We start from the raw sequence: 13505 nt of genomic DNA, 5'->3' as shown, positions 1-13505 counted from the left end.
TATCCTCCTCTGCATGAGAAAACCCCTCTTGGGGAGGGGCATAACGACTATTTTTTTTCTTCTGGTTTGGCGGCGTCTTTGGGGGGCGCATCGACCGAAACGGTTTCCAGCCATGAGCGGATTGCCCACAGACCTTCCTGAGCCACAATGCCGTCAAATTTGGGCATGTAGGTGACGCCGTTGCGGATTGCGCCATTGATCATGCGTTCTTTGAAAATTTCATCGCCTTCTGCACCCAACGGGAGGGTTTCGCGTAAATCAGGGGCAATGCCACCCGAAACACCGTCGATGCCGTGGCAACGGGCGCAGTTTTGGGCGAAGGCGTGATGCCCGATTTCAGCCGCCCTTTCGTTACCAGAATACGGGTTGGTTTCCTCCCATATCGCACTGTCTTTAAGTGGTTCAATGCCTGAAATATCAATGGCTTGTGGGGTGACATCACCGTGGGCAAACGCATTGGTGGCAGCAACCAATGCTAAAGCTGCCAGTGCAGCGGAAACAGAACGTGTTGCGATTTGCATAGTACATACCTTCGATCAAAGAAAAGCCCATTCCGCGTTGTGGCGGGGTGGTTGCACCCCGCCCGCGTTGTCGGGGTTAAGAGGTTGTTTTAGGCAGTTTGAATACCCACAGACTGCCACCTTGGTTGAGGTGTTTGACGGTCTTGGCGACTTCACCACCCCACAGAGGCACAGCACCACCCCAGCCGGAAGGCACGGCGACGAACTGTTCGCCATCCTGTTCCCACGTGGTTGGGCAGCCAACGACACCGGAACCTGTTTGGAATTTCCACAGTTCTGCGCCTGTTTTGGCATCAAACGCTTTCAGGTAGCCTTCGGGTGTACCCGTGAAGACCAGATTGCCTGCCGTGGTCAGTACGCCGCCCCAGAGAGGTGCTTTGTTTTTCGCTTCCCACACGATTTTGCCGGTTTTCGGATCCATCGCCCGTAATGCGCCGATGTAATCGTCGTTCAATGGCTTGATGGTGAAGCCAGCACCTAAGTAAGCCGCGCCTTTTTTGTAGCTGATCGGCTCGTTCCAGATGTCCATGCCCCATTCGTTGGCGGGGACGTAGAACAGGTCTGTGCCGGGGTTGTACGCCATCGGCATCCAGTTTTTGCCGCCGAGGAAGGACGGGGCGGAGAACACGGATGTGCCTTTGGCTTCGCTGCCCGGGGCGCCCGGACGGTTAGTGTCGTCGTATTCAGGGCGACCGGTTTTCAGATCAATGCCTTTTGCCCACGTAATTTTGTTGACGAATGGGGTGGCATTGATCAGCTTGCCGTTAGTACGATCCAAGACGTAGAAGAAGCCGTTACGGTCAGCATGACCACCCGCTTTAACGACCGTGCCATCGTCTTTTTTCAGATCGAAGGGAACGAATTCGTTTACGCCGTCAAAGTCCCAACCGTCGTGTGGTGTCCACTGGTAGTGCCATTTGATTTTGCCATCCGCAGGATTGATGGCGAGAACGGAGGAGGAATACAGGTTATCGCCGGGGCGTAAATGCGAATTCCAAGGCGAAGGGTTGCCCGTGCCGAAGAACAGGCTGTCGGTTTCAGCGTCGTAAGTACCGCCTAACCACGTCGCCGCACCGCCGGTTTTCCACAGGTCGCCCGGCCAAGATTTGTTGGTTTCGCCGGTAATGCCGTTGTCTTGGCCGTTGAGTGTACCCATGTGGCCTTCCACGGTGGGGCGTGACCAGATCAGTTTGCCGGTTTTGGCATCCCGCGCTTCGACTTTACCCACCACGCCGAATTCACCGCCGGAGACGCCCGTAATGACCATGCCTTTCACCACGATAGGCGCGGCTGTGTTGGAATAACCGGCTTTGAAGTCTTCCATTTTTTCTTTCCAGACGACTTTGCCGGTGTCCTGATCGAGGGCAACCAGTTGTGCGTCGAGGGTGGAGAAAATGAACAAGTTGTCGTATAACGCGCCGCCCCGGTTTACCACGTCGCAGCAGGGCATAATACCTTCGGGTAAGCGGTGGTCGTATTGCCAGATTTCTTCGCCGGTTTTGGCATCGGCAGCGAATACGCGGGAATAAGAGGCGGTGACGAAGATTTTACCGTTATGCACCAAGGGTTGCGCTTCCTGACCGCGTTGCTTTTCATCGCCGTAAGACAGCACGAAGGCGGGAGTGAGGTTTTTCACCGTCTCGGTATTCAGCTTGTCCAGCGTGCTGAAACGTTGGCCTTGCAAGCCCATGCCGTAGCTCACGACATCATTGGTGGTTTTGGCATCGTCAGCAATGTCTTGGTCGGTCACGACGGCATGGGCTAGCGGGCTACTAAAGGCACAACTGACGGTCAGTACCAGCAACAGTTTACGGAAGGTACGCTCTTGTTTCATGGGGGGATTCTCCTCTCCAGCTAAAGCAAATATCTAGGTTGACCCCGTAACAGCCTCCTATGCCACTACAGGTACTGGAAAACAGCTTAATGAAGAGCAGGTTGGAAAAAGGTTGGGCAAGTTGGGTAGATGAGGGGACTAACGGTGTCAACCACAACTATACTGAGTCATGGCATCGTTGAAGGGAGTTGACTGACCATGACTATTTCTATTTTTCACCATTCTATGCGCATCAGTTGCGCACTGCTGCTACTGGCTTCTGGTGGCAGTGCTTATGCCGACAGTAGTACGCATACTGGCCAAGGCACTTTCTATGGCTATAGTGGCGGGGGCAATTGCAGCCTGCCGGTTCCCACTACCACCCTGACGGCGGCGATGAATGCAAGCGACTATGCCAATTCGGCAGCCTGTGGCGGGCTTATCCAGATAACCAATAAGGATTCTGGGCTGAGCGTCACGGTGCGGGTTGATGATCAGTGCCCTGAATGTGCGCCCGGCAATGTCGATCTTGATCAGGATGCTTTTGCGCAGATTGCTAATCTTGACACGGGTATTATTCCGATCAGTTGGCATTATGTCGCCAACGATCAAGTCGGCAACCTCAAGCTCTATGTGGAGGAAAGTTCCAGTCAATGGTGGATGGCGGTGCAGGTGCGCGACCACCTTTATCCGATTGCAAAACTGGAAGCACGCACTGCTGGTTCTGGCAATGCCTACACGACCATCGCGCGGGAAGCACACAATTACTTTGTTGCGCCCAGTGGTTTGGGGATTGGGCCTTACGATTTTCGGATCACGGATTTCTGGGGGCAAACCATCGACGTTCCTGGCATTCCGCTAATGCCGGGAGTGGAACTCGATACGGGTACGCAATTTGATGTGTACGATGAATCTGCTGCCACTAGCAGTGGAGCTGGCGCTACAGATTGGCCGATATTGCTTCTGTTGGGAGGCTTGTTGACGCGGCGTTTGCAGTGGGGTAGGTAGATAGAAGGTCATTGTTCCTGTAAATTAATGGATTATAATCCTTAGATTTACAGGTGGTTTTCCCGAAGTACAGACGATTGCATACGCTAAAACGCGCATGTTGTGGTTCAGTTCGTACATTCGCACCTACATTGAGCGCCATTTGCACGACATGGGCAATATCCGCAATCTCGATGGCTTTATGCGCCTGTACCTGTCGCTGGCGTTGCGCAGTGCCAATCTGCTCAACAAGGCTGATCTGGCTCGGGATTGCCAGCTTGACAATAAAACGCTGGATAATTACCTCGGCATTCTCAAGCACACCTACCAGATTGCGTTGCTCAAACCGTGGTTCAACAATGCGGCGAAACGGCTGGTGAAAATGCCCAAGGTGTTCATGCTCGATAGCGGCATTTTGTGCCATTTGCTCAAGCTCAGTAGCGCGGAGGATTTGCAGCAATCCAGCCAGCGCGGAGCGGTGTATGAAACGTTTGTGTTGAGTGAATTGGTGAAGGCGAATACTTACGCGGCGCAGCCGGTGGATTTGAGCTTTTACCGCACCAGCGATGGCAAGAAAATCGACTTCGTGCTGGATAACGGCAAAGGGCTGGTGTTGCTGGAGGTGAAGGCGGCGCATAGCGTGACCCTGGCGGATTTCCGGTATATCAGCTACTTTATCGGGCAGAATCCGGGGCGGGTGGTACAGGGGATTGTGTTGTATGGCGGGGAACGGGTGTTGCCGTTTGGGGAGAGTGATGGGGTGAGGTTGTGGGCAGTGCCGTTGGGGATGTTGGCGGGGTGAAGATAAACAGCGAGTCAGGGAAGAATAGGGATTAGGCTCGGATTCTTCCCGACGTTGCCATCGTGGTGACTCAGTGAGTTTTTATGCTGCTTGTAAATTGGGAGCGATGTGCATATCAACATGAATATCCGCATAAGGGCAGGTCAATGAGCCTTTGGTGTCACGCTCAATCAAGCCCAATTCAACCAACGCCTGAGCATCTTCATGGACGCGCTTCACATCCCGTTGTAGATGCCGTGCCAGTTCTCGCACTCCCATTGTACCCGTCACCTGTAGGGCATTGATGATTGCCCAGCGGCGTTCGCTCAGGCGGGAAAAAAAGATGCCGGGTGACTCAAAATTAAGAAATTCACCTTGGTATCCTCCGCGCTGTGCGGCTTTTCCTGCTGCACGCAGTGCAGCTTTCCAATCAGGTTGCAATGTGATGGTTAATGTACGCTTTTCCATTTGTCCACCTCTAGCAAAAAGTCTTCGATTAATGTGTCTATATCGTTGAAAAAATAGGGATGTTGGCTATTGTGCCAACCAATGGCATTGGGAGACAAGTGATTTATTACCCCGGCGGATTTCCGGCATATCAGCTACTTTATAGGGCAGAATTCGGGGCGGGTGGTACAGGGGATTGTGTTGTATGGCGGGGAACGGGTGTTGCCGTTTGGGGAGAGTGATGGGGTGAAGGTGTGGGCAGTGCCGTTGGGGATGATGGCAGGGTGAAGGGATATGGTGGGTTAAGGTGCATTGCCAAGGCTTGGTGGGGCAACGTTTTTCTACAGCCTCAACGTCCAGCATGACGGGCGCGGCGGGGAGTAGGCTGTTAAGAATCGCGGGCTGTCACCGCGTCCGTCGTCGAATGAGTTGTTAGAGTATTTTACCAATCCATGTTTTTTGCGTTTTCAGAATCACGTATCATTTTCTCAACCAACGCAATAAATTTTTTCTCAGAACTCATCGCTGCCTGATAACGCTTTCTATTTTTATCATCGTAAAAAACATCTAGTTCTCTTTTTATGTATATCATTCCGTACTTTGCACTTCCTTCTTCTAAGAAAGAATCAAATTCATCAAAGCTATTGCATATGAAATCTAGTTCCGTTTCTTTCGTGTCGTAGAATGAGAAATATTCTATGGAATCAGCTTGTGTTAATTTCATAGGTATAGCACCCACACGAGGAAAATGGATATATAATGAATATCCTTCTTTGCGAAAATTACCATGTGCTAAGGGGTTTCTATATATTTCTTTAATTTTTTGAAGAACATCTAGCTGTTTTTTGGCTTTGCTATCTTTTACATCAAAGAGTATTTTATATTTCTCGCTCCAGTTTAGTCCTATGAATTTAGATAGAGGTATGCTGTTTTTTTCATTTTTATGAAATGGTCTTATTAATACAAAAATGTGCTCAAGCAAACTGTAATAGGCATCAGTCATTGCTGCAATATAACTGGAAGCCTTTCCTTTCATAACTCTAAAGTCAATTTCTATTGACCCTGATTTTCGATATTCTTCCATAGCTTCTTCGTAATGTTTTTGTGACTCATCATCTCCATAAATTTCTTTTCTTAAGTGTTCGATAGCTTTCTCTCGAAAATACTTATATCTTGACCTAAGAAAATTATAATCATTAGCTAATGTAATTGCTCCATTATCGACTTGAGATTTTATTAGTGGTTCTATGAGTTGTTCAGCTACAGGAATTGTTTTGTTGATTTTATATATTGCTTCTTGAGCTAATTTTGCATGTTCTTCTTTATTGGTGAGTGTGCGTATAGAAAATCCAAATTTTTTATGCGTCAACATCATAGGAATATTTTTATATTTTATGGGTATTTCCCAAGCAACTTTTTCCCATCTTCCACCGAAGTCGTATTTTTTTAAATGAATAAATATAATAAAGACTATATACGGAGGAGGTTTTTCCTTTACCTTGACGGCTGTTCCTGCGTTCGGATCTGACCAATGTTTATTGGCTTCATCATCAGGCTTGAAATCCTTTAGTCGTAAATTCAATGATTTAAATAATTCTTCTTCAGTTTTCATGTTTTATGTGATGATTGTATGAATTTATACTCTAACAATTTACTATTCGACGTTCAGGAATATCAGAATATACAGCCTCCGCTCAACCAATAAGCAGAGACTGCCGATATGGTTCGCCTAGCATTCCGCCTAGTCTGGGATTGTCGTTGCTGTCTTCTGATTCACGCCTGCCGTACATACACCGCTGCCATACGAGGAATCGCTGACACGCTACCGCCCTACTGCGCCGAAACCAGCATAGGGTCAGTCGCGTGTTGTTATGATTGGTATGGCGTGTGTTGAGTTGTCGTCAATGCTTGACGAATTGCCTGAAACTCTATCATAAGTTAGTAAAAAATACTCACTAATAACGCCCGCATTCGTGTGTATAACCGTCAACATCAACCTCTTCGACACCCGAAACACGCTGTTTACCTTACAAAATCGTGTAAACCGCGAAAATCCGGTACGGCCCCGGTTCGGAATTCTTGAAAAATCCACGTTCTATGGCTTCTTTTGCTTCCGCAAACGTATTGAACAGGCAATGTTGGTTGACCGAAATATCAGTCGCTAATGCGTTGCATGACAGTGGCGAGCATTCCGGCTCGTTGTGTCCAGAAAACGTAGTGACATCAAAGCCTTCGATTTTGTGTCGTGAGTATAGCGTCCTCATTTCTACTGGTTTGCTGCTAACTCCGCGATGAAGCTAGTAAACGGCACAATGTTTTGCCCAACGCTAGCCTGTTCCAGTGCATCCATGTATTCGTCGCGTTTTGCCAATGGAACGACAGTCCACGGGTAGCCGCCTGCTGCCATCATCAGATTCATCAGGAAACGCCCGCAACGTCCGTTGCCATCCATGTAGGGGTGGATGTAGACAAAGAAAAAGTGTGACAGCACCACATTCACGGCGGGTTCGGATTCATTTTCCATGAGTTCAAACAAGGCGGGCAGGAGTTCGCGTACCGCTTCGTGGTTGGGTGGGACGTGCTGGGAATGGCGGATGTAAACGGGGTGATTGCGGTAGCCTGCCAAATTGACAGCACTCAGGATACCGGCGGTAACGCTGGGGGCAAACAGTTCCCGATACCACGTATCGAGATCCTGGCTGGCAACCGTACCAGCATTTCCGCCCTGTAACACCTTGGCAACGCTGTATTTGACCGCTTGAAAGGCTTGCCAGTAACCCCGTGCCGCCATCGCATCCAGATGTTCGCGGTCGGTGGGATTGGTTTGCGGACTCCATTGCCCGCTACGTACTTGTTCAATCAGTTGGGTATTGACTCGATAGCCTTCGATGGAGAGGGAGTTGTAAGCATCGGTCAGATACACCTCTTCGACGTGTTGCAGGTAGCTTGTCGCATCCGTGACTGGATTGGGGGTAACGTTGAAATGCTCGATGACAGGCTGGCGGTATTGCTGCCACATCATGCGCAGGCGGTTGACGTAGGGGGAATGGCTGCGGCTTTGCAAGGGTAACGTGGGCTTATCCACAAACGGGTCTTGCTCGCTGACGCTGTAACCCGCGCTGCGTAGGGTGGCAAGCAGATTATCGGCGATGGCATCCCGCCCGATATTGCGGAATGCCCCAGCCAAACGCCCCGCCACGATACTATTACCGCCTTCTAGCAAATGCCGTAACAGGTTGGACGCATCGGGCAACATCGCCAACGCTGCCCGTATTTCAATCGGATTGCTGCTGAACTGGCGCGGTAAGCATTGGATGAGTGCCACTTCCAGCCGCATGACGCGAATGCCGTCAAGAGTTTGGATGTATGCCGGGGCGGGAATCTCCAAGCGCAAATCCAGCAATGATGTGCCATGCAAGAGTGCTGTCGGCTTATTGCCTGCCTTGGGGGAACGTACCAGCAATTGCGGGGGAATTGTCCAGTTGCCAACGTGCAGGCTGATGGATTGTTCTGCGCCCAAACACCATTCAGTGCCGAAGCGGGTATTCAGGTAATCGTGGCAGAAACCCCAGAATGAAGCGTACCAAGAAGTGCTTTCACCTTGGCGTTCATCTGGGCGGGTGGGAATGAACCAGCCTTTCATGACTTCGCGCAGGAAACCTTGTTGCAGCAGGCGTTCGCGGTGGGTGCGGGTTAGCTCGCTGCTTTGGATGCCAACGCGCTGTTGGTCTTGCAATGCTTTCAAGGCGCTCAGGGATTGCGCCAGTTTGTCGGCTGGGGACATGGGGGTACTCGCGGGCTGTGACAGACAATCTTTAGGTTATCATGCTATACCATTATTAGGTTATTGTGTTGTACGATCTTTAGGTTATTGTGCTTTTTTCTGTGGCGATTCTGGGTAAACGGTCTGTCGAGGCGACGGATTCATTGAGTTCAGTCATGCATTATAGACCATAGGGCGTGCGTCTATCGTGAGTTAGCCGCTAAGCCCCGGTGCGCTGGATCACTGCCCGCACCGCTTGGGTCGGTGTCGCGGCCGTGTACAAAAAGCATAATTTGAGTATAATAACAGTCATATTTTATCAATATGGCTACTATTATGGTCGTTATGCCACAACCCCGAACCTATTCCCGTTACACCATCGCCGCCAGCCAGTTGCTCGGTCAGCAAATCCGCCTTGGACGCAAGCGGCGCAAATGGACAGCACATGCGCTTGCCGAACGCGCCGGAATTTCCCGTTCCACCCTGCAAAAAATTGAAAGCGGCGATATGGGGGTGGCTATCGGCTTGGTGTTTGAAGTGGCGGCATTGGTCGGCGTGCGCCTATTTGATGCGAATAGTGCCGAGTTAAATCGGCAAATCGGCCACGCCAGCGAGGTATTGGCGTTGTTGCCAAAGCATACCCACCCCGATAGGCAGGAGGTAGAGGATGATTTCTGATACCAAAGGTTACAAAGAAGCCTTTGTGTGGGTCTGGTTGCCGTGTAAACCGTTAGACGATTTATAGGTTATTCTGTTGTACGATCTTTAGGTTATTGTGCTTTTTTCTGCGGCGATTCTGGGTAAACGGTCTGTCGAGGCGACGGATTCATTGAGCTTGCGTAGTTTGGTTAGCGAGATTTGAAATTGCCCATTGCTGGGGAGCGTCTTGCCTGCAAACTGTTGCCATATTAAATGCCCTGACCCGTTAAATATTTCTTCAAACGTACCATCGGCGCGTATTTTGATAATGATGGCATGGGTTGGCTGGCTACGAAATCCTACACTGTTGGCTTGCGTGGCTTTGATTTCGACCTCGCGCCCGGATGCGCTAATCGCGTCGTATCCTTTGTTGGAGGCAGGCTGTAACGTCAGCCCATAAGCATCCGCCACCAAGCATTCGCCAAGACTGCCCACCAGATGACCATCAGGCGTGAAATGTCGCCCCGGAAACATGTCTTCCAACGCCTTAACGGTGGTGTAAAGCTGCTTGACTAGGGACTGGAATTTTTGGTGATCAATCATAAGGGTTGTTATCCTTAATACTCTAACGCAGCAGCGTGACTTAATTCATGCGCCATATACCGAGCCCACAACATCATAGTGTTTTTTCGTTGAGTAGGCGTGAGATCAAGTTTTTGCATGGCGGTAATGTATTCAAAAAAGTCGATAACGGTGAAGCCGCTTTTAATCATTTTGCTGAACTCATGACCTACATTTTTGGCATTTTCGTCATCAGGTGAACAGAAGAGTGCCGTTTTCACAAATTGATAATGACCCTTTTGCAGTAATGCTTCGGCAATGAGTTGATTTCTATAGAGCTGATTGAATGTGCTACTGGTCAACACCTCATAACTGGCAAGAAAATTATTGCTCGCATTGTGGATATTTTCATAGTCAGACTTTCTGTACTCGTGCGGAGAAAACGGTTCAGTATACTTGCATTCAATCCCAATCAGACCTAGTTGATCACCGATGGATACCTCCAATGCAACGTCAAAAGCTGAATTGTCATTGGTGTATTCTTCCTTTGGTGATGGCGCATATTCAAATTTTACGCCTGAAAATCCCGTTATTTCGGGAAAAAAAGCTTTAATGGTTTTCAGACCAAGCTCATGGTCTAGTGCCAGCAGCCCAAAGAAATTGAAACACAGCGGTTGGCTGGAAAGTAGGTTGGTTTTCAGGCGATTCATTTCCATCATTCCGGCAGACTTTGTGTTGTTATGTTCTTTTGCTGTACGTTCAGCCAGATCACCGATACTTTCCGTTATAAAGTTGCTGTAGCCAGCCGTTTGATCAGGCAATACATTGCATACCGTCATATCTTTTTTGATAGGATGTTGTCCGGCGGGTTGTTTTAGGACGAAGGCTCGCCACCAACCCTGATGGATACGCGCTCGTTTGGTTCGAGGGCTATCGGATGTGGAAATATTGCCAATAAAGTCTTTAATATGCACAAATTTCCCCTAAAAATGTAAAAAGTTGAAAAATTAATGAATGTCTCGATTTTGCACATCAAATCGTTAGAATACCAGCATGAACCTCGACCTCTTCAACACCCCGCCCGAACCGTGGACTGAACCCTTAAGCCCCGGTGCGCTGGTATTGCGCCAATACGCCACCGCCCACACCGACAGCTTGCTGGCAGGCATCCACGCCATTGTTGCCCAAGCCCCGTTCCGGCACATGCAAACGCCCGGCGGCTATACGATGTCGGTGGCGATGACCAACTGCGGCACGGCGGGCTGGATCACCGACCGCAAAGGCTATCGCTACAGCACCACCGACCCGCTGAGTGGGCAAGCGTGGCCTGCGATGCCAGCGGATTTCCGCCGCTTGGCGCAAGCCGCAGCACTCACGGCAGGTTTCCCCGCGTTCCAGCCGGATGCTTGCCTGATCAACCGCTATCCGGTGGGCGCGAAAATGGCATTGCATCAAGATCGCGACGAACGCGACCTGACCGCGCCGATTGTGTCGGTGTCGTTGGGCGTGCCCGCGACGTTTTTGTGGGGCGGATTGCAGCGCAGTGACAAGGCGGTGAAAGTGCCATTGCTGCACGGCGATGTGGTGGTGTGGGGCGGGGCAGCGCGGTTGGTGTTTCATTGCATTGCGCCACTCAAGGCGGCGCAACATCCGCGCTTGGGTGAGGAACGCATTAATCTGACGTTTCGGCAGGCGCTGTGAATGAAGTGAAACCCGAACGTGCTTATTGCCCCAGCAACGCCTTCTTCAAACTCGCCTGCACCGGGTTTTCACCCAGCCAAATGCCAAACAATGCCTGTTTGAAGTCATTGCCTGCAATCGTCGCGGATGGTTTGCCATTCTTGATAATGACCACGTTGGTGGGTTTGTAGACGAAATCGTACACGTCGCCTTCTTTGATTTCTTCCTTGAACACGCCAATCAACTGCTCGATACGTGGCTGAATAGCCGGATCAGCAGTGGATTTCTTAAAGCCTTCCCGCACCGCTTCTTCCATTTTTTCACTGGTGATCATGGACGAGGTGACTTCGAGGCGGATAGCCGTCGGCGTGTCGCTAGCCAAGATGGCAGCCGCATCGGTGCTTTTAGCCTGCACATACAGCCCAGCGGTGTAAAGGTTGAAAAATGCTTTGGTGCGGATGCCTTTGCCATTCAAGGTCAGGGCTTGCCCGGCAAGGGTTTGCTGGGCGGGAAAATTGTCGGCTGCTTGCCCGATAACAGGTAACAGACACAGTAACGCCAACCAGAATTTCAACAGGGTACGCATACCTTCCTCCTCATTTTTTGCTGTGATGATAACCACTTATCTATACCACGTTGGTCTGGGCAGGGCTAGCTGTTAGACTGGGCGTAACCCGATAAACCATTGATAAAAATAACGCCATGAATACCGGACTTCTTATTTTCGTTTCCCTGTTGGGTGGCCTGCTGCTGTGGGGCATCCTGCTGTATAACCAATTGGTTGCCTTGAAAAACAATACTGAAAAGGCTTGGAGCAATACCGACGTGTTGCTCAAGCAACGCAATGCCGAGTTGCCCAAACTGGTGGCGGTATGCAAAGAACACATGCAATACGAGCAAGAGACGCTGCAAAAAGTGATGGAAGCCCGCAACCGGGTAGCCAGTGCCATGCAATCAGGCGATATGGGCGCGTTGGGCGCGGCGGAAAATACGCTGCGTATCGGCCTCGGCAACCTATTCGCGGTGGCGGAAGCCTACCCGGAACTCAAGGCCAGCGATTCCTTCCAGCATTTGCGCGAACGCATCAGTGGCTTGGAAGACAGCATTGCTGACCGCCGTGAGTTCTATAACGATTCCGCCGCGTTCAACAATACCCGCATCGAACAATTCCCGGATGTGGTAATTGCCAAAGCCTTCAGCTTCAAGCGTTTCCGCCTGATGAGTTTTACTGCCGAGGAAACCCGCGATGTCGATGTGGCCGCCCACTTCCAACCCTGAAGCAGATGGCCTGAACTGGTATCAGGTCGCGGAAAACCAGCGGCTTGCCGTGCTGCGCCGGGGTGGCGTGATGAATCTGGCGGCAACGTGGGGTTTTGCCATCGCGTGGTTGGCAGGGTGTTATTTCCTGTATCAGCGGGTGGGGCAGGAATGGCTGTTGTTGCCCGCCACTGTCAGCCTGTTGTTTTCCCTCGGTCTGTTCCGGCGTTACCGTTTGATCGTGGATACGCCCACTTCGCGCCTCAGCAGCAGTGCGCAAGGTTATGTGGAATTGCGGGGTACAGCGTTGTTACCAGCGGGGGAAAGTTTTCGGGGTTTACCGCACCTGCCCGTCACCGTTTGGTTGCCGGGTTATGTGGAAGATGAGCCGTTTGTGCTGGAAGACGAACATGGCCGTTGCCTGCTTTACCCGGAAAATGCTGAAATTGTGACCCGCACCGGCGATAACCACCTGTTTCTATTACACGCCATTTACCCCGGACAAACCTTGTATGCACTCGGTGAGCTGTACACCCAGCGTGCCGACAACCTGCAACTGGATCGGCGCGAACGGCTGGCGGCCTTGCTGGCGGAATGGAAAAGCGACCAACAGCAGTTACTGGAGAATTTCGACGCCAACGGCAATGGGCAGATCGACCCGGACGAATGGCAAACTGTGCGCCAAGCTGCGGAACAATGGGTAGCGGAAGATCTGCGTGAACAGCAGCGTGCGCCTGGTACGCATGTAATGGCCGGGGCGCAAGCCGGGCAGTTATTCCTGATTACCAATATCCCGCCGGAAGAACTGGCGCTGCGTTACCGCTGGGCGGCATGGCTGCACCTGTGTTTTTGGCTGGCGGTGTTGATGGGTATACATCTGCTCTGAATAACACCTGCGCATTACACACCTCTGTTTACACCTTTTTTACACCTCAAATGACATGATTGCCATGATCGACAAGTTCCCCATGTTTTGGGTGAATAAGTTGATTTGGTGTTGATTTCACGTCTGTTTAATAAGCAATTGTCGACAATATTAAGAATATCCCTGATTAG

At 50.7% G+C, this 13505-nt stretch carries 15 protein-coding genes; 6 read left to right on the top strand and 9 right to left on the bottom strand.

Going from position 1 to position 13505, the window contains the following annotated elements; translation table 11 throughout:
* Positions 1 to 47: 47 nt before the first annotated feature.
* Complete coding sequence (gene pedF, locus Q394_RS19550) at positions 48 to 521, bottom strand: cytochrome c-550 PedF (RefSeq protein ID WP_051543094.1); 474 nt, start codon at positions 519 to 521, stop codon at positions 48 to 50.
* A gap of 76 nt (positions 522 to 597) precedes the next feature.
* Complete coding sequence (locus Q394_RS0107820; protein ID WP_028488787.1) at positions 598 to 2355, bottom strand: methanol/ethanol family PQQ-dependent dehydrogenase; 1758 nt, start codon at positions 2353 to 2355, stop codon at positions 598 to 600.
* A 198-nt stretch (positions 2356 to 2553) separates the two neighbouring features.
* Here Q394_RS0107820 and Q394_RS19545 point away from each other — a divergent pair, with 198 nt between their 5' ends.
* Both Q394_RS19545 and Q394_RS19540 read left to right on the top strand, forming a co-directional pair.
* Positions 2554 to 3342 (top strand): expansin EXLX1 family cellulose-binding protein, encoded by a 789-nt coding sequence (locus tag Q394_RS19545; RefSeq protein ID WP_051543089.1) that lies wholly within the window; start codon positions 2554 to 2556, stop codon positions 3340 to 3342.
* A 97-nt stretch (positions 3343 to 3439) separates the two neighbouring features.
* Positions 3440 to 4123 carry an ATP-binding protein gene (locus tag Q394_RS19540; protein WP_051543086.1) on the top strand — a complete coding sequence of 228 codons (684 nt, stop codon included), beginning with the start codon at positions 3440 to 3442 and terminating at the stop codon, positions 4121 to 4123.
* Positions 4124 to 4204: 81 nt separating this feature from the next.
* Here the strand turns inward: Q394_RS19540 and Q394_RS0107805 are convergent, their stop codons facing one another.
* The 4 genes from Q394_RS0107805 to Q394_RS0107795 form a co-directional block, all read right to left on the bottom strand.
* The gene (locus Q394_RS0107805; RefSeq protein WP_028488786.1) at positions 4205 to 4570 is read right to left on the bottom strand and encodes an HVO_A0114 family putative DNA-binding protein; all 366 of its coding nucleotides are present in this window, start codon (positions 4568 to 4570) and stop codon (positions 4205 to 4207) included.
* A gap of 421 nt (positions 4571 to 4991) precedes the next feature.
* Positions 4992 to 6161 (bottom strand): hypothetical protein, encoded by a 1170-nt coding sequence (locus tag Q394_RS21400; RefSeq protein WP_051543084.1) that lies wholly within the window; start codon positions 6159 to 6161, stop codon positions 4992 to 4994.
* 415 nt (positions 6162 to 6576) lie between these two features.
* On the bottom strand, positions 6577 to 6813 hold the full coding sequence (locus Q394_RS19530) for a hypothetical protein (protein ID WP_051543081.1): 237 nt from the start codon (positions 6811 to 6813) through the stop codon (positions 6577 to 6579).
* Positions 6814 to 6815: 2 nt separating this feature from the next.
* Positions 6816 to 8333 carry a Fic family protein gene (locus Q394_RS0107795; protein ID WP_028488785.1) on the bottom strand — a complete coding sequence of 506 codons (1518 nt, stop codon included), beginning with the start codon at positions 8331 to 8333 and terminating at the stop codon, positions 6816 to 6818.
* A 324-nt stretch (positions 8334 to 8657) separates the two neighbouring features.
* Here Q394_RS0107795 and Q394_RS0107790 point away from each other — a divergent pair, with 324 nt between their 5' ends.
* The gene (locus Q394_RS0107790; protein WP_028488784.1) at positions 8658 to 8990 is read left to right on the top strand and encodes a helix-turn-helix transcriptional regulator; all 333 of its coding nucleotides are present in this window, start codon (positions 8658 to 8660) and stop codon (positions 8988 to 8990) included.
* Positions 8991 to 9077: 87 nt separating this feature from the next.
* Here Q394_RS0107790 and Q394_RS0107785 read toward each other — a convergent pair whose 3' ends face one another.
* Positions 9078 to 9554, bottom strand: coding sequence for a DUF6998 domain-containing protein (locus Q394_RS0107785; RefSeq protein WP_038140870.1), 477 nt, complete (start codon positions 9552 to 9554; stop codon positions 9078 to 9080).
* Positions 9555 to 9568: 14 nt separating this feature from the next.
* A complete protein-coding gene (locus Q394_RS0107780) occupies positions 9569 to 10486 on the bottom strand; it encodes a PGN_0703 family putative restriction endonuclease (RefSeq protein ID WP_156946770.1) in 918 nt (305 codons plus the stop codon).
* Between the two features lie 79 nt (positions 10487 to 10565).
* Here Q394_RS0107780 and alkB point away from each other — a divergent pair, with 79 nt between their 5' ends.
* Positions 10566 to 11213, top strand: a complete 648-nt coding sequence (alkB, locus tag Q394_RS0107775) for a DNA oxidative demethylase AlkB (protein ID WP_028488781.1) — start codon at positions 10566 to 10568, stop codon at positions 11211 to 11213.
* A gap of 22 nt (positions 11214 to 11235) precedes the next feature.
* On the opposite strand, the gene Q394_RS0107770 is transcribed toward alkB, so the two are convergent.
* Positions 11236 to 11778: a chalcone isomerase family protein gene (locus Q394_RS0107770; RefSeq protein ID WP_028488780.1), complete on the bottom strand. Its 543-nt coding sequence runs from the start codon at positions 11776 to 11778 to the stop codon at positions 11236 to 11238.
* 116 nt (positions 11779 to 11894) lie between these two features.
* On the opposite strand from Q394_RS0107770, the gene Q394_RS0107765 reads away from it, so the two are divergent.
* Positions 11895 to 12470, top strand: coding sequence for a LemA family protein (locus Q394_RS0107765; protein WP_028488779.1), 576 nt, complete (start codon positions 11895 to 11897; stop codon positions 12468 to 12470).
* Positions 12439 to 13335: an EF-hand domain-containing protein gene (locus tag Q394_RS0107760; protein WP_028488778.1), complete on the top strand. Its 897-nt coding sequence runs from the start codon at positions 12439 to 12441 to the stop codon at positions 13333 to 13335. Before Q394_RS0107765 ends, Q394_RS0107760 begins: the two co-directional genes overlap by 32 nt.
* The last annotated feature ends 170 nt before the right edge of the window (positions 13336 to 13505 follow it).

The sequence above is a fragment of the Thiothrix lacustris DSM 21227 genome (genome assembly GCF_000621325.1).
In the GTDB taxonomy this organism is placed as follows: domain Bacteria; phylum Pseudomonadota; class Gammaproteobacteria; order Thiotrichales; family Thiotrichaceae; genus Thiothrix; species Thiothrix lacustris.
Note: the sequence above shows the minus strand (reverse complement) of the source record. Positions and strands in the feature narration are given on the sequence as shown.

What these genes read in the sequence shown, in the direction of transcription:
- pedF (WP_051543094.1), bottom strand. Translation starts at nt 521, where the DNA reads ATGCAAATCGCAACACGTTCTGTTTCCGCTGCACTGGCAGCTTTAGCA.
- Q394_RS0107820 (WP_028488787.1), bottom strand. Translation starts at nt 2,355, where the DNA reads ATGAAACAAGAGCGTACCTTCCGTAAACTGTTGCTGGTACTGACCGTC.
- Q394_RS19545 (WP_051543089.1), top strand. Translation starts at nt 2,554, where the DNA reads ATGACTATTTCTATTTTTCACCATTCTATGCGCATCAGTTGCGCACTG.
- Q394_RS19540 (WP_051543086.1), top strand. Translation starts at nt 3,440, where the DNA reads ATGTTGTGGTTCAGTTCGTACATTCGCACCTACATTGAGCGCCATTTG.
- Q394_RS0107805 (WP_028488786.1), bottom strand. Translation starts at nt 4,570, where the DNA reads ATGGAAAAGCGTACATTAACCATCACATTGCAACCTGATTGGAAAGCT.
- Q394_RS21400 (WP_051543084.1), bottom strand. Translation starts at nt 6,161, where the DNA reads ATGAAAACTGAAGAAGAATTATTTAAATCATTGAATTTACGACTAAAG.
- Q394_RS19530 (WP_051543081.1), bottom strand. Translation starts at nt 6,813, where the DNA reads ATGAGGACGCTATACTCACGACACAAAATCGAAGGCTTTGATGTCACT.
- Q394_RS0107795 (WP_028488785.1), bottom strand. Translation starts at nt 8,333, where the DNA reads ATGTCCCCAGCCGACAAACTGGCGCAATCCCTGAGCGCCTTGAAAGCA.
- Q394_RS0107790 (WP_028488784.1), top strand. Translation starts at nt 8,658, where the DNA reads ATGCCACAACCCCGAACCTATTCCCGTTACACCATCGCCGCCAGCCAG.
- Q394_RS0107785 (WP_038140870.1), bottom strand. Translation starts at nt 9,554, where the DNA reads ATGATTGATCACCAAAAATTCCAGTCCCTAGTCAAGCAGCTTTACACC.
- alkB (WP_028488781.1), top strand. Translation starts at nt 10,566, where the DNA reads ATGAACCTCGACCTCTTCAACACCCCGCCCGAACCGTGGACTGAACCC.
- Q394_RS0107770 (WP_028488780.1), bottom strand. Translation starts at nt 11,778, where the DNA reads ATGCGTACCCTGTTGAAATTCTGGTTGGCGTTACTGTGTCTGTTACCT.
- Q394_RS0107765 (WP_028488779.1), top strand. Translation starts at nt 11,895, where the DNA reads ATGAATACCGGACTTCTTATTTTCGTTTCCCTGTTGGGTGGCCTGCTG.
- Q394_RS0107760 (WP_028488778.1), top strand. Translation starts at nt 12,439, where the DNA reads ATGTCGATGTGGCCGCCCACTTCCAACCCTGAAGCAGATGGCCTGAAC.